Origin of the sequence: Streptomyces catenulae (genome assembly GCF_000718015.1) — a bacterium.
GTDB lineage: Bacteria > Actinomycetota > Actinomycetes > Streptomycetales > Streptomycetaceae > Streptomyces > Streptomyces catenulae.
Window position 1 is genome coordinate 361,047 of sequence record NZ_JODY01000001.1, and the last position, 18,308, is coordinate 379,354.

16 protein-coding genes and 1 pseudogene are annotated in these 18,308 nt (G+C 73.7%); 10 read left to right on the top strand and 7 right to left on the bottom strand.

All coding sequences use genetic code 11. The features are described 5' to 3' along the window. Positions 1 to 128 precede the first annotated feature (128 nt). From IF23_RS0101600 to IF23_RS0101615, 4 genes are all read left to right on the top strand, one after another. Complete coding sequence (locus tag IF23_RS0101600; protein WP_051739083.1) at positions 129 to 515, top strand: TlpA family protein disulfide reductase; 387 nt, start codon at positions 129 to 131, stop codon at positions 513 to 515. A gap of 171 nt (positions 516 to 686) precedes the next feature. Next, positions 687 to 1,193, top strand: a complete 507-nt coding sequence (locus IF23_RS0101605; protein WP_030278910.1) for a flavin reductase family protein — start codon at positions 687 to 689, stop codon at positions 1,191 to 1,193. Between the two features lie 212 nt (positions 1,194 to 1,405). Then, positions 1,406 to 2,191, top strand: coding sequence for an electron transfer flavoprotein subunit beta/FixA family protein (locus IF23_RS0101610; RefSeq protein WP_030278912.1), 786 nt, complete (start codon positions 1,406 to 1,408; stop codon positions 2,189 to 2,191). 72 nt (positions 2,192 to 2,263) lie between these two features. Then, a complete protein-coding gene (locus IF23_RS0101615; RefSeq protein WP_030278913.1) occupies positions 2,264 to 3,226 on the top strand; it encodes an electron transfer flavoprotein subunit alpha/FixB family protein in 963 nt (320 codons plus the stop codon). Positions 3,227 to 3,303: 77 nt separating this feature from the next. On the opposite strand, the gene IF23_RS0101620 is transcribed toward IF23_RS0101615, so the two are convergent. Next, a complete protein-coding gene (locus tag IF23_RS0101620; RefSeq protein WP_030278915.1) occupies positions 3,304 to 3,825 on the bottom strand; it encodes a DinB family protein in 522 nt (173 codons plus the stop codon). A 208-nt stretch (positions 3,826 to 4,033) separates the two neighbouring features. On the opposite strand from IF23_RS0101620, the gene IF23_RS0101625 reads away from it, so the two are divergent. Next, positions 4,034 to 5,317 carry a DUF6986 family protein gene (locus IF23_RS0101625; protein ID WP_030278917.1) on the top strand — a complete coding sequence of 428 codons (1,284 nt, stop codon included), beginning with the start codon at positions 4,034 to 4,036 and terminating at the stop codon, positions 5,315 to 5,317. Positions 5,318 to 5,381: 64 nt separating this feature from the next. On the opposite strand, the gene IF23_RS0101630 is transcribed toward IF23_RS0101625, so the two are convergent. Continuing rightward, on the bottom strand, positions 5,382 to 6,191 hold the full coding sequence (locus tag IF23_RS0101630; protein ID WP_030278919.1) for an alpha/beta fold hydrolase: 810 nt from the start codon (positions 6,189 to 6,191) through the stop codon (positions 5,382 to 5,384). Positions 6,192 to 6,255: 64 nt separating this feature from the next. Here IF23_RS0101630 and IF23_RS0101635 point away from each other — a divergent pair, with 64 nt between their 5' ends. Then, positions 6,256 to 6,621 carry a MerR family transcriptional regulator gene (locus IF23_RS0101635; RefSeq protein ID WP_030278921.1) on the top strand — a complete coding sequence of 122 codons (366 nt, stop codon included), beginning with the start codon at positions 6,256 to 6,258 and terminating at the stop codon, positions 6,619 to 6,621. Between the two features lie 25 nt (positions 6,622 to 6,646). Here the strand turns inward: IF23_RS0101635 and IF23_RS0101640 are convergent, their stop codons facing one another. Next, a complete protein-coding gene (locus IF23_RS0101640; RefSeq protein ID WP_030278923.1) occupies positions 6,647 to 7,687 on the bottom strand; it encodes a LacI family DNA-binding transcriptional regulator in 1,041 nt (346 codons plus the stop codon). 141 nt (positions 7,688 to 7,828) lie between these two features. Between IF23_RS0101640 and IF23_RS0101645 the strand changes: the two genes are divergently transcribed. Together IF23_RS0101645 and IF23_RS0101650 are read left to right on the top strand one after the other, a co-directional pair. Further along, positions 7,829 to 8,785 (top strand): ROK family protein, encoded by a 957-nt coding sequence (locus IF23_RS0101645; protein ID WP_030278925.1) that lies wholly within the window; start codon positions 7,829 to 7,831, stop codon positions 8,783 to 8,785. A 385-nt stretch (positions 8,786 to 9,170) separates the two neighbouring features. After that, positions 9,171 to 10,976 (top strand): serine/threonine-protein kinase, encoded by a 1,806-nt coding sequence (locus IF23_RS0101650; protein ID WP_030278927.1) that lies wholly within the window; start codon positions 9,171 to 9,173, stop codon positions 10,974 to 10,976. 42 nt (positions 10,977 to 11,018) lie between these two features. Here IF23_RS0101650 and IF23_RS0101655 read toward each other — a convergent pair. Next, positions 11,019 to 12,254 (bottom strand): annotated as a pseudogene (locus IF23_RS0101655) (glycoside hydrolase family 27 protein); the annotation flags it as partial. A gap of 667 nt (positions 12,255 to 12,921) precedes the next feature. Between IF23_RS0101655 and IF23_RS0101660 the strand changes: the two are divergent. After that, on the top strand, positions 12,922 to 13,959 hold the full coding sequence (locus IF23_RS0101660) for an NUDIX hydrolase (RefSeq protein WP_030278931.1): 1,038 nt from the start codon (positions 12,922 to 12,924) through the stop codon (positions 13,957 to 13,959). Between the two features lie 181 nt (positions 13,960 to 14,140). On the opposite strand, the gene IF23_RS0101665 is transcribed toward IF23_RS0101660, so the two are convergent. Further along, entirely contained in the window at positions 14,141 to 15,502 is a 1,362-nt protein-coding gene (locus IF23_RS0101665) for a dipeptidase (protein ID WP_030278932.1), read from the bottom strand. A gap of 184 nt (positions 15,503 to 15,686) precedes the next feature. Here IF23_RS0101665 and IF23_RS0101670 point away from each other — a divergent pair, with 184 nt between their 5' ends. Continuing rightward, the gene (locus IF23_RS0101670; RefSeq protein WP_030278935.1) at positions 15,687 to 16,910 is read left to right on the top strand and encodes a geranylgeranyl reductase family protein; all 1,224 of its coding nucleotides are present in this window, start codon (positions 15,687 to 15,689) and stop codon (positions 16,908 to 16,910) included. A gap of 34 nt (positions 16,911 to 16,944) precedes the next feature. Here the strand turns inward: IF23_RS0101670 and IF23_RS0101675 are convergent, their stop codons facing one another. Together IF23_RS0101675 and IF23_RS0101680 are read right to left on the bottom strand one after the other, a co-directional pair. Beyond that, positions 16,945 to 17,583 carry a class I SAM-dependent methyltransferase gene (locus tag IF23_RS0101675; RefSeq protein ID WP_030278936.1) on the bottom strand — a complete coding sequence of 213 codons (639 nt, stop codon included), beginning with the start codon at positions 17,581 to 17,583 and terminating at the stop codon, positions 16,945 to 16,947. Positions 17,584 to 17,775: 192 nt separating this feature from the next. Continuing rightward, entirely contained in the window at positions 17,776 to 18,216 is a 441-nt protein-coding gene (locus IF23_RS0101680; protein WP_030278938.1) for a nitroreductase family deazaflavin-dependent oxidoreductase, read from the bottom strand. Positions 18,217 to 18,308: the final 92 nt, after the last annotated feature.

The window sequence follows — 18,308 nt, forward strand, 5'->3', positions numbered from 1 at the left end:
CGCGCCCTGGGCGTACTGTTCGCGCCCCCGTTCCGGGAGCCCCGCGCGCCCGCGGGAATCATTCCGGCGCCGCGTGCGCTGCACCTTCGGACGACCACCCGCACCACCCCACACCCAGGAGGCCGACGGTGCCCCAGCAGGACGACGGCGTACGGCTCGGCGCGGAGAGCCTGGGGGCGCCGCTCGGGGAGCGGGCCACCCTCGTGCAGTTCTCCAGCGCCTTCTGCCAGCCCTGCCGCGCCACCCGCCGCACCCTCGCCGAGGTCGCCGCCATGGTCGACGGCGTCACGCACACCGAGATCGACGCCGAGTCCCGGCTCGGTCTCGTCCGGGAGCTGCGGATCACGGGTACGCCGACCGTCCTGGTGCTCGACGCCGAGGGCGCGATCGTGCGCCGCGCCGCCGGTCAGCCCCGTAAGGCCGATGTCATCGCGGCGCTCGGTGAGGCGGTCCGTGAGGGATCTCCCAGAAACCGGGCGCCTCTTGACGCTCCGCCCCGAAGCTCGTCACGCTGACGTGATGCGGCCAGGAACCCTTCTGTACGGACGCGCGCACGTGGATCTGCTGAGGACCGCCAGCGCGCGCTGTCCGGGCGCGTGAGCAGCGACGACACCACCGCCGCCGGTTCCGCCACGGCGGGCGGCGGCCCTGCCTCGGCTCGTAGACCTCAGCAGAAGGACAATTCCATGACGGCATCGCCCGATCTCGGCACGCCCCGCACCGCCTCCCCCGAACTCCTGCGCTCCGTCTTCCGGCAGCACGCCGCGGGCGTCGCGGTGATCACCGCGCGCGGCGAGCGCCCCGTCGGCTTCACGGCGACCTCCCTGACCTCCGTCGCCGCCGAACCGCCGCTGCTCTCCTTCGGCGTCGCCACCACCGCCTCGTCCTGGCCCGCGCTCGCGGAGACGGACCATCTGGGCGTGCACATACTCGGCGAGCACCAGCAGGAGCTGGCCGCCACCTTCGCCCGCAGCGGCGCCGACCGCTTCGGCCCCGGCACCTCCTGGCGCACCGGCCCGGAGGGCGTCCCGCTGCTCGACGGCGTCCTCGCCTGGCTGGTGTGCCGGGTCGTCGCCCGCGTCCCCGCCGGTGACCACCGCATCGTCCTCGCCCAGCCGCTCCTCGGCGATCCGGCGGGACCGGGCCGTCCGCTCCTGTACCACCAGGGGCGCTTCAACGCGCTGCGCGACTGACGGGTTCCCGTAACGCTTCGTCATCCCCGGGTCGGGGCCGTTGGGTAGGTCACAGTTCAGCGGCCTTGATTCCGGGGACGACACTGTATGTACTGGTGAGTAATATCGGGGTCGGCGCGGGGAACCCGAACCGACCCGGAGCCGCCCCCACAGGCGCCTATGCTGCCAGCACAAGGCAGTTCTGAAGAGACGAAGCAGGTAGGAGAGCCGGCGTGAGCTTGAGGATCGTTGTCTGTGTGAAGTACGTGCCCGACGCCACCGGCGACCGGCACTTCGCCGAGGACCTGACCGTCGACCGCGACGACGTGGACGGCCTCCTCTCGGAGCTGGACGAATACGCCGTCGAGCAGGCCCTGCAGATCAAGGAGGCGGCCGACGACGCCGAGGTCACGGTCCTGACCGTCGGCCCCGAGGACGCCAACGACGCGCTGCGCAAGGCGCTGTCGATGGGCGCGGACAAGGGCATCCACGTCGAGGACGACGACCTGCACGGCACCGACGCGCTGGGCACCTCCCTGGTGCTCGCCAAGGCTGTCGAGAAGGCCGGTTTCGACCTGGTCGTCTGCGGTATGGCCTCCACCGACGGCACGATGGGCGTGCTGCCCGCCCTGCTCGCCGAGCGGCTGAACGTCCCGCAGGTCACCCAGCTCTCCGAGGTGGCGGTCGACGGTGGCAAGGTGACCGGTCGCCGTGACGGCGACACCGCCAGCGAGCAGCTGGAGGCGTCGCTCCCGGCCGTCGTGTCCGTCACCGACCAGTCGGGCGAGGCGCGTTACCCCTCCTTCAAGGGCATCATGGCCGCGAAGAAGAAGCCGGTGGAGTCCTGGGAGCTGGACGACCTCGACATCGACGCGGACGAGGTCGGTCTGGAGGGTGCCTGGACCGCGGTCGACGGCGCCGCGGAGCGCCCGGCCCGTACGGCCGGCACGATCGTCACGGACGAGGGCGAGGGCGGCAAGCAGCTCGCCGAGTTCCTCGCGGGCCAGAAGTTCATCTGAGGCCCCCGGCCGGGGCGTGGTACCCCGGCCGTCCCGCAACCGCCCTCATTCTTCCCGCAGGAGAGTCACCCCATGGCTGAAGTCCTTGTCTACGTCGACCACGTGGACGGCGCCGTCCGCAAGCCCACCCTCGAACTGCTCACCCTGGCCCGCCGCATCGGCGAGCCCGTGGCCGTGCACCTCGGCGCCGGTGCGGACACCGCCGTCGCCACCCTCGCCGAGCACGGCGCGGTGAAGGTGCTCGCCGCCGACGCCCCCGAGTTCGCCGAGTACCTCGTCGCCCCCAAGGTCGACGCGCTCCAGGCCGCCTACGAGGCGGTGTCCCCGGTCGCCGTGCTGCTGCCGTCCTCCGCCGAGGGCAAGGAGATCGGCGCCCGCCTCGCGGTCCGCATCGGCTCCGGCATCATCACCGACGCCGTGGACCTGGAGGCCGGTGACGAGGGCCCGGTGGCCACGCAGTCCGTCTTCGCGGCCTCGTTCACCACCAAGTCGCGCGTCACCACCGGCACCCCGGTCATCACCGTCAAGCCCAACTCCGCCGCGCCCGAGGCCGCTCCGGCCGCAGGTCAGGTCGAGCAGCTCGCGGTGACCGTCGCCGACTCCTCCAAGGGCACCAAGATCGTCTCGCGCACCCCGCGTGAGTCGACCGGCCGCCCGGAGCTGACCGAGGCCGCGATCGTGGTCTCCGGTGGCCGTGGCGTCAACGGCGCCGAGAACTTCCCGGTCATCGAGGCGCTGGCGGACTCGCTCGGTGCCGCGGTCGGCGCCTCGCGTGCCGCCGTCGACGCCGGTTGGTACCCGCACACCAACCAGGTCGGCCAGACCGGTAAGTCGGTCTCGCCGCAGCTGTACATCGCCGCCGGTATCTCCGGTGCGATCCAGCACCGCGCCGGTATGCAGACCTCGAAGACGATCGTCGCCATCAACAAGGACGCCGAGGCCCCGATCTTCGATCTGGTCGACTACGGCGTCGTCGGCGACCTCTTCAACGTCGTCCCGGCGCTGACCGAGGAGGTCAAGACCCGCAAGGGCTGAGCCACCCCGGGCCGGTCCGTCCGCGCCCACGGCGAAGGCCCCGTACGCACCGCGCGTACGGGGCCTTCGCCGTGCGGTCAGTCGCCGGTGGTGCCGTCGATCCGCTCCCGCAGCAGGTCCGCGTGGCCGTTGTGCCGGGCGTACTCCTCGATGAGGTGGGTGTATATCCAGCGCAGGTTGAGTTCCCGGCCGCGCGGGGCGGCGAAGGTCTCGTCGAGGCCGCGGTCGGCCACCGCCGCATCGCAGACCGCGGTCTCGGCGCGGAAGGCGGCGAAGTCGGCCTCGGCGCTCTCCGGGGTGCCGTCGTCGTGGTCCGCGTCGATGTTCTCGTCCGTGATGTGGACGGAGGGGAGCAGCTCGCGGGCGAACCGCTGCCGGAACCAGGCGCGTTCGACGTCGGTGAGGTGGCGTACCAGCCCGAGGAGGCTGAGCGTGGAGGGCGCCGCGCTGCGCAGCGTCAACTGCTCGCCGGTCAGGCCCGCGCATTTGGCCAGCAGGGTGTCGCGGTGCCAGTCGAGCCAGCCCTGCAGCATCTCGCGCTCGCCGACGGCGGCGGGCATCGGGCGGCGTTCCACGGTGGGGGCGATCCAAGTCGTCATGCGGTGAGTCTGCCGGGCCGCGCCGCGGGGTGCCAGGCACTTTGCGGGGCCATGGGCCGTCGGGCCGCCCGGTGGCGGCGACCGTCCGTGGTGGACGCGGAGGGGTGTTGACCTTGCCACTCACCACGGTTAGCTTCGCTATACGGATTGTTGATTCCGTTACGCGGAAGGCTCGCGTATGGCGTGTAACCATCGGGAGGATGTCGAAATGGGGCAGCAGGAGACCGTGGCGACCAGCCTTGCGGACACCGTACGCGAGGGCATCGGGGCCTCCCTCGCCGACGTCGACGCGGACCTCGCCCGCCGGTACCCGGGCGACCCCGGCACCCGCCAGCCGGTCCACACCGTCTACGTCCCCGGTGACGCCTTCACCGCCACCACCCTGCGGACCTGGGGCGACGAGGCGCTGGCCGCCCTCGACGCGCACGCACCGGACGCCGACGCCCTCGCCCGCGTCCTCGGCATCCCCGACACCCTCGCCGCACCCGTCCACGACCGCGTCCGCGAGAAGCTGACCCGCGAGCCGGTCGAGGACCTCCGTATCGACTTCGAGGACGGCTACGGGCCCCGGCCCGACGCCGAGGAGGACGAGACCGCCGCCCGCGCCGCCGCCCTCGTCGCCGCCGCGTACCGCGACGGCACCGCCGCCCCCTACACGGGCATCCGGATGAAGTGCATGGAGGCCGCCGTCCGCGACCGCGGCATCCGCACCCTCGACATCTTCCTCACCGGCCTGATGAACGCCGGTGGCCTCCCCGACGGCCTGGTCCTCACCCTGCCCAAGGTGACCTACGCCGAGCAGGTCACCGCGATGGTCCGGCTGCTGGAGGCGTTCGAGAGGACGCACGGGCTGGCGAGCGGCCGGATCGGCTTCGAGATCCAGATCGAGACCACCCAGTCCATCCTCGGCGCCGACGGCCGCGCCACCGTCGCCCGCATGATCGAAGCCGCCGAGGGCCGCGCCACCTCGCTCCACTACGGCACCTTCGACTACAGCGCCTCCTGCGGCGTCAGCGCCGCCCACCAGTCCCTGGACCACCCGGTCGCCGACCACGCCAAGGCCGTCATGCAGGTCGCCGCCGCCGGAACGGGCGTCCGCCTCTCCGACGGCTCGACCAACGCCCTGCCCGTCGGCACCACCGAACAGGTCCACGCCGCCTGGCGCCTCCACCACGGACTCGTCCGCCGCTCCCTCGCCCGCGCCTACTACCAGGGCTGGGACATGCACCCGGGCCACCTCCCGACCCGCTACGCCGCGGTCTACGCCTTCTACCGCGAGGGCCTGGAGCAGGCCGCGGCCCGCCTCGCCGCCTACGTCGGCAAGGCCGGTGGCGCGGTCATGGACGAACCCGCCACCGCCAAGGCGCTCAGCTCCTACCTGCTGCGCGGTCTGGACTGCGGCGCCCTCGACACCGCCGAGGTCGCCCGGCTCACCGGACTGACCCGCACCGAACTGGACGGCCTCGCGGGCCGCCCGGTCCACCCGGCGTGAGCCGACGGGCCGCCGCCACCGGGGAGCGGCGGCCCGTCCCGCGCCCCCGCGGCGGACCGGACGATCACGCCGTACGCGGTGGCACGGTGCGCAGGAACGCCCGGACGTGACGCAGCCAGACCGCCCGGTCGCTCCCGTCGACGAGATGCCCGGCGCCGGGCAGTTCGAGGAGTTCGGCGCCCGCGATGGCGTCGGCCAGGCGGCGGGAGCTGTCGGGGAGGACGAGCCGGTCCCCGGTCGGCGCCGCCACCAGCGTGGGGACGGACACGAGCGGGAGATCGGCCCGGACGTCCACCCGGGAGACCAGATCGAAGTGGTCCACCGTGCCCGGCGGCAGAGCGGCCAGGGTCCCGGCCACCCGGGCGTCGAGTGCGGCGGCGCCGATGCCCGCCAGCTCCGTCGGCGACATGCAGGACACGGTGGCGAACCGGGCCAGCTCCGCCCACCGGCCGTCGGCCGCCAGGCTCTTGACGAGACGGGCCGCCAGCGCCAGGACCGGGTCCGCGACGGGAAATCCGGCGGTGAGGACCAGCGCCTCGACCCGCTCGGGGTGGCGGGTGGCGACCCGTACGGCCACCGCGCCGCCCAGCGACTCGCCGAGCACGGCGAACGACTCCTGCCCGGCGGCGACGGCGGAGGCGACCAACTGATCGGCCAGTTCGTCCAGTTCGAGCGGGCTGTGGTCGACGGGTGTGCCGCCGGAGCCCGGGTAGTGGGGGCCGACGAGCGTGTGATCGCGGGCGAGGTCGTCGAGGACGAGGCCGAAGTTGCCCTCGATGCCGCCGCCGGCACCGTGGGCGAGCAGCAGCGCGGGACCGCTGCCCTGTACGGCGACGTCGAGGCGGGGAACGGGAAGTGCGGAGGTGGTCGTCATGGCGGCGACGCTAAACTCTGACATCCATGTCAGAGTCAAGTCGGGTGTCCCGGAGGCGGATCGGATGCGGATGAAGGAGATGGTCCGGCGCACCGGCGTCCACGAGCGGCTGCTGCGCTACTACGAACAGCAAGGACTGCTCACCCCGGACCGGCTGCCCAGCGGCTACCGCGTCTACGGCGAACCGGACGTCGAGACGGTGCGCCGGATCCGCTGCCTGCTGGCGGCGGGACTCCCGACGGCCCTGATCGCCCGGATCCTGCCCTGCGTCACGGCCGACGGCGACCGCCTCGTACCCACCTGCCCGGACCTGGTCGCCCAGTTGCGGCAGGAGCACGAGCGGATCAGCCGCACCATCGAGGAGTTGGAGACGTCCCGCGCGATGCTCGGCACCGTCATCGCCGACGCGCCGTTCCCGGAAGGTCGCTGAGCGGGCGCGACGGCACGGCCGGGCGTCAGCCCCGCGCCGGACGGATCTCGCCCGAGCCACGGGCGATCAACCGGGTCGGGATCTCCTCCCGGCGCGGCGGCTCGTCGGCGCCCTCCAGACGGCGGAAGAGCAGCCCGGCGGCGGTCCGCCCCATCCGGGCCGCGTCCTGTGCGACGACGGTGACCGCCGGGCTCACCAGATCGGCCAGCTCGAAGTCGTCGAACCCCACCAGCGCGACCGGCGCGGTGCGCTGCCGCAGTACGCGGACGAGGGTGACGGTGACGCGGTTGTTCCCGGCGAACAGCGCGGTGACCGGCTCCGGCGCGTCCAGCATCGCCCGCGCCGCGGTGTGCACCCGCTCCGGTTCGGTGGTGCCGAGCGAGACCCAGGCGTCGTCCACCGGCAGCCCGGCGGCGGCCATCGCGGTGCGGTAGCCGCGCAGCCGCTCCTTCGCGGTGTGGATACGCGGCTGGTCGCCGATGAAGCCGATCCGGCGGTGGCCGTGCGCGATGAGGTGGGCGACCGCGTCCCGCGAGCCGCCGAAGCTGTCCGACAGCACCGTGTCCGCCTCGATCCGCCCGGCCGGACGGTCCACGAAGACGGTGGCGACACCCGCGGCGATCTCCGGGGCGAGATAGCGGTGGTCGTCACCGGCGGGGATCACCACCAGACCGTCGACCCGCCGGGCACACAGCGCGAGCACCAACTCCTGTTCCCGGGCCGGGTCCTCGGCGCTGGAGCCGTTGATCAGCAGTGCGCCGTGATGGCGGGCGACCTCCTCGACGGCGCGGCTGAGCGGACCGTAGAAGGGGTCGGCGAGATCCTCCAGGACCAGACCGATGCTGGCGGTGCGGCCCTTGCGCAGGATCCGGGCGGAGTCGTTGCGCCGGAAGCCGAGGGCGGTGATCGCCTCCTGGACGCGGCGCTCGGTGTCCGGGGTGACGCCCGGCTCGCCGTTGACCACCCGGGAGACGGTCTTGAGCCCCACCCCGGCGCGCGCCGCGACATCCTTCATGGTGGGACGGGTGCCGTAGCGGCGGGAACTGCCCCGGGCGGTGTCGGTCACGTGCGGGGTCCCCCTCGGCTGCGGCTGGCGTGTCCCGCCGAGCATAGCCGCTGGACAACGTTGTCACCTGGGGTGAAACTGACCTCCCCGTCAACGGACCGGCGCCGTCGGTCCCCGCGTCCACCAGGAGAACCGACACCGATGCAGAAGGACCTCAGCGCAGCGCTGGACATCGGCGGCACCAAGATCGCCGGAGCGCTGGTGGACGGGCACGGCAGACTCCTCGTCCGCACCGCCCGGCCCACCCCGGCCGACCGGGACGCGGCCACGGTGATGCGCGCGGTGGCCGCCGTGGTCGGCGAGTTGACCGCGGCGCCGCAGTGGGCGCGGGTGGGCGCGGTCGGTATCGGCAGCGCCGGTCCGGTGGACGCGGCGGCCGGTACGGTCAGCCCCGTCAACATCCCCGGCTGGCGCGGCTTCCCGCTGGTCGCGGGCGTCCGGGCGCTCACCGGCGACCTCCCCGTCGTGCTGATGGGCGACGGGGTGGCGATGGCGGCGGCCGAGCACTGGCAGGGCGCGGCGCGCGGCCGGTCCGACGCCCTGTGCATGGTGGTCTCCACGGGCGTCGGCGGCGGCCTGATCCTGGGCGGTCGCCCGCACCCCGGCCCCACCGGGAACGCCGGACACATCGGCCACATCAGCGTGGACCTCGACGGGGACCGCTGCCCGTGCGGCGCCCGCGGCTGTGTGGAGCGGATCGCCAGCGGCCCGAACATCGTCCGCCGCGCCCTGGCGGACGGCTGGCGGCCCGGGCCCGGCGGCGAGGACGGCGCGGCGGCGGTGGCGGCCGCGGCCCGCGCCGGGGACCCCGTCGCCCGGCGCTCCTTCGAACGGGCCGCGCAGGCGCTGGCCGCCGGGATCGCCGCCACCGCGGCGCTGGTGGAGATCGAGGTCGCCGTCGTCGGCGGCGGGGTGGCGGGCGCCGGTGAGGTGCTGTTCGCGCCGCTGCGCCGGGCGCTCGGGGAGTACGCGACGCTCTCCTTCGTCGCCGGACTGACCGTCGTCCCCGCCGAGATGGGCACCGACGCCGGTCTGGTGGGCGCCGCCGCTGCCGCCGCACAACAGTCCCGCCTCGCCACCTTCGCCGCGGCATCCTGACGCGCCGTCCGGCCGCCGGATCGCCGGGATCACCCCGGTGTGCCCGGCATCGGGCGGCCCTTCCGAGTACGGACGTACGCTCCTCACGCCGCGAAACGCACCCCTCCGCCAAACCATTCGCCACCCCGGAGGCGTCCCGGGCGCTCCTCCGGCGCCTTACCCTGGTGCACGTCGGAAGAGGCGGGCAGGGAGACGGCCGACGGCGACGTCGGGCAGCGGGAGGAACGGCGACGTGGCTTCGGGGGAGCGCGGACAGCGCGGGGCGGACGAGGACAACGGCGCGGGCGGAGCGGATTCCGCCGGGCCGGACGGTGTGACGGCGGGGCTGCCGGGCCCGGATGCCGGAGAGCGGGCGGGCGCGTCCGGCGCCCGCGCCGACGACGATCTGACGGGCCGTGTGCTGGGCGGCCGTTACCGCGTCACCGGCCGGATCGGCCGCGGCGGTATGGGCGTGGTCTGCCGCGCGGTGGACGAGGTGCTGGGCCGCGAGGTCGCCGTCAAGGTGCTGCGCGCCTACACCGACGCCTCGGCGCCGGAGCTGGCCGATCTGCGCACCCGGATGCAGCGCGAGGCGCGCGCCGCGGCCCGGATCCGGCACTCCGGCGTGATCACCGTCCATGACGTCATCGACGAGGGCGGTCGCCCGGTCATCGTGATGGAGCTGGTGGACGGGCCGTCGCTGGACGACGCGGTCGGGCGCCGGGGCGGCATCGAGCCGCGCGAGATGGCCGCGATCGGCGCCCGGGTGATGGACGCGCTGGACGCCGCGCACCGCGCCGGGGTGCTGCACCGTGATGTGAAGCCCGGCAACGTCCTGCTCGACAGCAGCGGCCGGGTGGTCCTCACCGACTTCGGCATCGCCAGCATCGAGGCGCCCGGCGACGGCGCCGAGACCAACATCACCCGCAGCGGCGAACTGGTCGGCTCGCTCGACTACCTCCCGCCCGAGCGCGCCCAGGGCATGGGCCCGAGCCCGGCGTCCGACATCTGGTCGCTCGGTATGACGCTGTACGCGGCGGTCGAGGGCGGCACCGCGCCGTTCCGCCGTACGTCGGTGTACTCCACGCTGACCGCGATCGTCACCGAACCGCTCCCCGAGCCGCGGCGTGCCGGACCGCTCGCGCCCGTTCTGCACGCGCTGATGGCGAAGAGCCCGGCGGACCGGCCGGACGCGGCGCGTGCCCGGGAGATGCTCCAGGCGGTCGCCGACGGACGCGACCCGGAGGCGATGCCGGTGCCCGGCGCACCGCATCTGCCGACCGCCACCGACATCAAGCCGGTCGGCCCGCCCCCGCCGCCGCGGCCCTTCGGGGCGGCGGCCACCGGCGGCAACGCCTCGGGCGCACCCACCGGTTGGCTCTCCGGTCCGGGCCCGGCGGGCGCCGCCGGGGGGACGCCGACCGGCGGCCCGGAGCCGCTCCACGACCGGCCGACCGCGGTGGTCGGCGCGGTGGCGGCGTCCCGCGGCGCCGGGGAGACCGCGCCGCTGCCGCGTCCGCGCCGCGGCGGGCGGATCGCGCTCGCCGTCGCCGCGGTGCTGGTGGTGCTCGCCACCGGTGGCGGCGTGACGTATCTGATGGTCGGCAACAAGAGCGAGCCCGCGGCGCGCGGCGGCTCGGCGGCACCGGTCGACGGCGACGCCAGCCGCGCCACACAGTCCGGGACGCCGGTCTCCCCGGACCCCGGCAGCAGCGACAAGGACGGCAAGGACGGCAAGGACGCCGGGAAGGGCGACGGCGCCGGGGACACCGGCGAGAGCCCGGGCGGAGAGCCGTCGCGGACGGACGAGCCGTCCGGCGGCGCCTCCTCCCCGGCGGGCCGCCCGAGCACCGGCGGCGGTCACCACGGCGGCGGCGCGGGCGGCGGATCCGGCACCCCGACCGGCGGCGGCAGCACCCCGCCGCCGGAGACCTCCTGCACCCCCGGGGACGCCGGGAAGACCAACTGTGTGGTGTGGCGGACCGCCGATTCGTACACCGCGTCCGGGCAGAAGGCGGGGGTGGTCAACGGCGGCACCAACTACTTCTACTGCCAGGCGAACCTGGGCCGCCGGGAGACCAGCGGCCGGTGGACCAACGTCTGGTGGGCCCGGACGGACGACGACAGCGGCAACACCGGTGTCTACCTCAGCGTCGTCTACCTCAAGGGCGGCGCCAACGACCAGCCGATTCCGGGGCTGCCGGTCTGCTGAGCGCCGCCGGGCCGGGCGGGGCGTCGGGGGTCAGTCGCCCTTCTCGGGGGTCACCCGGTAGACGACGGTGGCGTGTGCGGGCACCGTCACGGTGATCTCGTCGGTGGTGTGCCGGTCGGTGCGCTGCCACAGGTCCCGCAGCCGGTAGCGGGGTGCCGCGGGCAGTCCGGCGGCGGTCGCGCCGGTGGTGATCCGCTGCTCGTGGTCGCTCTCGTTGAAGAGCGCCACCGCCCGGTCGCCGTTCGCCAACTCCTTGACCAGCGTCCACCGTCCGCCGTCGCTGTCCAGCACGGTCGCCTGACGGCCCAGCGGGTCCTGGTCGAGCGCGATGACGTCCGTGTTGCGCAGGATGTCGTACGTCTGCGGGGAGGCGGTGCGCAGATCGGTGCCGATGAGCAGCGGCGCGGCCATCATGGCCCAGAGGGTGAAATGGCTGCGGTACTCGGTGTCCGTCATTCCGCCGTTGCCGACCTCCAGCATGTCCGGGTCGTTCCAGTGTCCGGGACCGGCGTACGGGGCGAGCGGCAGATTCTTCTTCAGAATGTCCAGCATGCTCGCCCAGGTGTCGCCGATGTCCCCGGTGGTCCGCCATGACTGCCCCAACTCCGCGGCCCATTCCCAGGGCGCGTTCTCGCCCCATTCGCAGATGCTGTACGTGATCGGGCGGCCGGTGGCGCGCAGTGCGTCGCGCATGGCGGTGTAACGCTGCCGGGCGTCCACGCCTTGGTTGTTGCAGTTGTCGTACTTGAGGTAGTCCACGCCCCAGTCGGCGAACTGCCGCGCGTCGGATCTCTCATGGCCCAGCGCCCCGGGAAATCCGATGTCGCTGCAGGTCCTGGTGCCCGCGCTGGTGTAGATACCGAACTTCAGCCCCTTGGCGTGGACATAGTCGGCGACCGCTTTGATGCCGTGCGGAAAGCGGATCGGGTCGGGGACGAGTCTCCCTTGCGGATCGCGGGTGGGCATCGCCCAGCAGTCGTCGAGATTGACGTAGGTGTATCCGGCGTCCTTGAGTCCTTTGGCGAGGAAGAGATCGGCGATCTCCTTGACCATTTTCTCGTTGAATTCCGGTCCGCAGTGGGTGGAATTCCAGTTGTTGAAGCCCATCGGGGGAGTGGCGGCGGGACCGTCCGCCGCTTTTCCGGTGGCGGACGGAGCGGGAGCCCGGGCGGCGGACGGCGGGGCGGCTGCCGCGGTGACGCAGAGCAGCGCGGCGGACAGCGCACCGAGCGCGGCGTGCCGCCGCCGACCGACGGGGGAGCGCAGGAACTGGCGCATGAACAGGTCTCCGTCCTCGGGGGATGGGTGGGGGTGACCGGTCGCACGTGTGAGGTGACGGTAGAGCCTGTTGAACTCTGTTGGAAGAGGGTCGCTGGGCGGTGCCGTCATTCCCGAACTGCCCAGTGGTCACCGGGACTTGGCGGAGGGGGAGAGTGTCCAGCTCTCTCGTCTCCCTCGACTCTGCGCGGTTGCGTTCGTTCATGTGGGATTCGCGGGGCGAGGTGGGAGCGGTCGCCGGGGCGGGCTGACGGCATCCTGTCGCGGCGGCGCGGCAGGGGCATCGGCGCGCCCCCGGATTTCCTTCCGTGCCGCGCGACGAATGGGCCGCCCGGGAATGCCGTTCCGGGTGTTTCCGGTGCGACGGGCGGCTGTCATATGCGGATGTCAGGGTTCCCCGGGCCCGTGCGCGGGCAGGGGTTTCGGTCCGGGAGGCGCTGGGGAGCGCTTGGTTGCCGAGGGCTTCGCGGGGCGGGATACGAGGCGGTGTCCCCACCGTGGCGCATTGTGCGACCGGCGCGTGCACGGGGCCCGCGCGGCGCCCCGCCACCACGTCGCCGCCGCACGGTGCACCGTTCCCGGCTGTGCGCGCGGCCCGTGGATTCGAACGTTTTCCGTGGCAGGCTGGTGCGGGCAACTCACCTGGTTCCGGAGAAGAGGGGACACCGTGATCGTCTGGCTGAACGGCACGTTCGGTGCGGGCAAGACCACAGCGGCGCAGGAATTGCTCGACCTGCTTCCGGGGAGCACGCTCTACGACCCCGAACTCCTCGGTCAGGGCCTGCGGATGATGCTGCCCGCCAAGCGCCTGGAGGAAATCGACGACCTCCAGGACCTGCCCGCCTGGCGCCGGTTGGTCGTGGACACCGCGGCGGCGCTGCTGACCGAGGTCCCCGGCCCCTTGGTGACCCCGATGACGTTGTTGCGTCAGGAATACCGCGACGAAATCTTCGGCGCCCTCGCCGCCCGCCGCATTCCGGTCCGGCATTTTCTCCTGGATGCGGAGGAAACGATCCTGCGGGCACGGATCGCGCACCGTGAGGAAACCGCCGCCGATGCGGCGAGCGCGGCGCAGGTCCGCCGCTGGGGTCTGGACGCCCTCACCTCGTACGCCGAGGCGCTGAGCTGGCTCAAGGACGACGCCTATGTGGTGGACACCGGGCGGCTGACACCCCGGCGCGCCGCGGAGGAGATAGCCGAGGCGGTGCGCTCCGGCACCGCCGACTGCGGCATCGTGCAGACCCCGGAGCCCACCGCCGAAACCCTCGCCGCCGGCGTCCTGCTCTTCGACGACGCCGACCGCGTCCTCCTCGTCGACCCCACCTACAAACCGGGCTGGGAATTCCCCGGCGGCATCGTCGAGCACGGCGAACCGCCCACCCAGGCCGGACTCCGCGAGGTCGTGGAGGAGTTGGCGCTCCAACTGCCGCGCACCCCGCGCCTGCTGGTCCTGGACTGGGAGGCGCCCGAACCGCCCGGCTTCGGCGGGCTGCGGCTGCTCTTCGACGGCGGTCGGCTCACCGACGAGCAGACCCGCGCCCTGCGGCTGCCCGGCGCCGAACTGCGGGAGTGGCGCTTCGTCACCGAGTCCGAGGCGGAACATCTGCTGCCGCCGGTCCGCTTCCGCCGGTTGCGCTGGGCGCTGCGGGCCCGCGAGCGCGGCTGCCCGATGCTCCTGGAACGGGGTGTCCCGGCGGGCGGATGAGGACGGGCGGGGAACGGCCCGGACGGGGCGTGCGCGACCGGTGCGCGGCGGTGCGGTGCGCGCCGGTCCGGGAACCGCGGGAAGCTCCCGTCCGGTCCGGACGCGGGCTTCCGCCGCCGCACCTCACCGGGCGTCCGCACCGCTCGCGGACGCCCGGTGAGCCGCGCCGTCGCTCCGGTCGTCAGCTCCGCTCGGCCGCGTACCGCTGGAGGAACAGCGCCTCGGCGAGCGACAGCCGCTCCAGCTCCTCGGGCGAGACGCTCTCGTTGACCGCGTGGATCTGCGCGTCCGGCTCGCTCAGCCCGATCAGCAGGATCTCCGTCTCCGGGTAGAGCGACGCGAGGGTGTTGCAGAGCGGGATGGAGCCGCCCATCCCGGCGATCTGCATCTCCTCCCCGTCGTACGCCTCCCGCAGCGCCGCCGCCATCGACGCGTACGCCGGGCTGCCGGTGTCGGCGCGGAACGCCTGGCCCTGGCCGACGTGTTCGACGGCGACCCGCGCGCCCCAGGGCGCGGCGTTCTCCAGGTGGGCGGTGAGCAGCCGGGTCGCCTCGGCGGCGTCGGTGCCCGGCGGCACCCGCAGGCTGACCAGCGCCCGGGCGCCCGCCTGGACGGACGGGGTGGCGCCGACGACCGGCGGGCAGTCGATGCCGAGGACGGTCGCGGCGGGCCGGGCCCAGAGCCGGTCGGCGATCGTGCCGCCGCCGATCAGCCCGACGCCGTCCAGCACCTTCGCGTCCTTGCGGAACTCCTCCTCCGGGTACTGCAGCCCCTCCCAGGCGGCGTCCGCGGCCAGCCCGTCCACCGTGGTGGAGCCGTCCTCGGCGCGGAGCGAGTCCAGGATGCGGATCAGCGCGGCCAGCGCGTCGGGCGCGGCGCCGCCGAACTGACCGGAGTGCAGATTTCCGGCCAGGGTGTCGACGGAGACCCGCACCAGCGTCATCCCGCGCAGCGTCGCGGTCGCCGTCGGCAGACCGACGCGGAAGTTCCCGGCGTCCCCGATGACGATGGTGTCGGCGGTCAGCAGCTCCGGGTGCGCCTCGGCGTACCGCTCCAGCCCGCCGGTGCCCTGCTCCTCCGAACCCTCCACGATGACCTTGACGTTCACCGGCACCCCGCCGTGCTCCCGCAGCGCCCGCAGCGCCGTCAGGTGCAGGATGACGCCGCCCTTGCAGTCCGCCGCGCCGCGGCCGTACCAGCGGCCGTCCCGCTCGGTCAGCGTGAACGGCGGGGAGTCCCAGGCGGCCTCGTCCAGCGGCGGCTGCACGTCGTAGTGGGCGTAGAGCAGCACCGTCGGCGCGCCCTCGGGGCCGGGCAGGAAGCCGTAGACCGACTGCGTACCGTCCGGGGTGTCCAGCAGCGCGACGTCCTGGAAGCCGTCGGCCCGCAGCGCCTCGACGATCCAGCCGGCCGCCGCCTCGCACTCGCTCCTGGGGAACTGCTCCGGATCCGCGACCGAACGGAAGGCCACCAGCTCGGCCAGTTCGGTGCGGGCGCGGGGCTGCAACGCAGCGACGGTACGGGCCAGCGGGCTGTCAGACATGGACGCTCCTTGTGGGCGCGGTGAACTTCTCCGGACCTGCGGTCCGACCGGCGGGGTGCCGCGGGCGACCCGGAAGTACGGGGGTGAATCCCCCCGATCTTCCCACAGACGTTCGAGCGGAGCGCGGGCCCGTAGGATGCGGACGGTAGGCGCAGCAAGGATTCGAACGGGAGCAGAAACACCGGTGAGCAGCGAGCAGGCAGCCCAGGACAACGAGCAGGTGTGGGACGTCGTGGTGGTGGGCGCCGGTCCCGCGGGCGCCTCGGCGGCACACGCGGCGGCGTGCGCGGGGCGCCGGGTGCTGCTCCTGGAGAAGGCGGAACTGCCCCGCTACAAGACCTGCGGCGGCGGCATCATCGGTCCCTCGCGGGACTCCCTGCCGCCCGGTTTCACCCTGCCGCTGCGCGACCGGGTGCACGCGGTGACCTTCTCGCTCAACGGCAAGCTGGCCCGCACCCGGCGCTCCAAGAGCATGCTGTTCGGGCTGATCAACCGCCCCGAGTTCGACGAGGGGCTGGTCAAGGCGGCCAAGGATGCGGGCGCCGAGATCCGTACCGGCGCCGCGGTCTCGCGGGTCGAGCAGCACGGCGCGGAGGTGCCGGACCGCCGGACGGTCGCGGTGGTGCTCACCGGCGGTGAGGTGATCCTCGCCCGCGCGGTGGTCGGCGCGGACGGCAGCGCGAGCCGGATAGGCGCGCACGTCGGCGTCAAGCTCGATCAGGTCGACCTCGGTCTGGAGGCGGAGATTCCGGTGCCGCCGACCGTCGCCGAGGACTGGAAGGGCCGCGTCCTCATCGACTGGGGTCCGCTGCCCGGCAGTTACGGCTGGGTCTTCCCCAAGGGCGACACCCTCACCGTCGGCGTGATCTCGGCCCGTGGCGAGGGCGCCGCGACCAAGCGGTATCTGGAGGACTTCATCGCCCGGCTCGGCCTCGCGGGCTTCGAACCGGACGTCTCGTCCGGACATCTGACGCGCTGCCGCACCGACGACTCGCCGCTCTCCCGCGGCCGGGTGCTCGTCGCCGGGGACGCCGCGGGTCTGCTGGAGCCGTGGACGCGGGAGGGCATCTCCTTCGCGCTGCGCTCGGGCCGGTTGGCGGGGGAGTGGGCGGCCCGGGTCGCCGAGGCGCACGACGCCGTGGACGCCCGCCGTCAGGCCCTCAACTACGCCTTCGCCATCAAGGCGGGGCTCGGCGTCGAGATGAGCGTCGGCCGCCGGATGCACGGTGTCTTCGCGCGCCGCCCCGGACTCCTGCACGCCGTCCTCACCGGCTTCCGCCCCGCCTGGAACGCCTTCGCCGACATCACCCGCGGCACCACCACCCTCGGCGAACTGGTCCGCAGCCACCCGCTGGCCCGCCGCGCGCTGGACGCCATGGACCGGCGGCAGCAGGCCAGGGAGGGGTGACCCCGGGGCGGGCGGAGGGCTGACCGGCCGCCGGTCAGCCCTGGCGCATCAGCAGATGGCCGCGGCGGAACCGTTCGCCCTCGCCCGGCTCCCGCAGCATCCGCCCCACCTCGGTGAACCCGGCCTTCCGGGCCAGCTCCGCGAGGTCGTCGATCGGCCACCGGTAGGCGGTCGTCACCTTGTGGTCGAACGGGGTGAGCGGCCCGTCCTCCGCCTCGAAGAAGCCGAGCAGCAGATGGCCGCCGGGCGCGATCACCCGCCGGAACTCCGCGAAGTACGCGGGCAGTTCCTCGGGCGGGGTGTGGATGACCGAGTACCAGGACACGACGGCGCGCAGGGTGTCGTCGGCGAGGTCCAGCGCGTCCATGGAGCCGACCTCGAACCGCAGGTCCGGGTAGGCCGCGCGGGCCAGGTCGATCATGGCCGGGGTCAGGTCGACACCGAAGGCGTCCAGCCCCAGGTCCCGCAGATGCGCGGTCAGATACCCGGGGCCGCAGCCCAGTTCGGCGACGGGCCCGGGACCGGCGGCCCGGACGAGTTCGGCGAACGCCGCGAGCACGGCGCGGTCCAGCGGAAAGTCGTCCAGCGCGTTACGGGTGAGGTCGGCGTAGAGGTCGGCGATGGCGGCGTAGGCGCTCGCCGTCGCTTCGAGGTGGGTGGAGGTCTCGGTCACAAGCGAGAACCCTAGATCCTCGCCCCGCCCCGGGCCGCCGAACGGCCAACTCGGCCGCGGTGAGAGGTGTTTGCGGGACTCTTCCCGGACTGTCCGAGGTGTCACCCGGCCCGGTTCCGTGCCGGTGTCGGGGCGCCTGCCTGCTGGTCCTGCCCACGTTTCCGCCGTGCGCGTTCACCGGGCGGGGCGCGTTCACGACTCCGTGAGGCGGAAGACGGGGTGGCGCGGCGCCGCGATGCGCAGCTCCTCGTCCGAGGAGTCGGCGGTGATCTCCCCGAAGTACGCCTTCACCTCCCAGCCCCAGCGCCGCAGATAGGCCCGGAGCAGCTCCGGGGTCTCGCCCGGCGCCAGCTCCACGGCGGTGAACGCGCGGGTGCGGCGGCCGACCCGGAGCTGCCCGCCACCGGCCGCCCGCATGTTGCGCACCCAGTCGGACTCCCCGCGCGCCGAGACGAGATAGCGGGCGCCCTCGTACGTCATCGGGTTCACCGGGACCCGCCGCCAGGCGCCGCTTTTGCGCCCCCGGACGGAGAGGTCCGCCGCACCGGCGAGGCTGATGCCGTGGCGGGCCAGCCAGCCGACGGCGGCGTTGAAGCGGGCGGTCGTGCGGCCGGGCTTGAGGTAGCGGGACATCTGGCCCTCCGGGGCGCTCGTGGAGTGGTGCGGTACGGCGGTGGGTCCGCGGTGAGCAGGCGCGATCAGCAAAACGTGAGCACTGCTCTTGC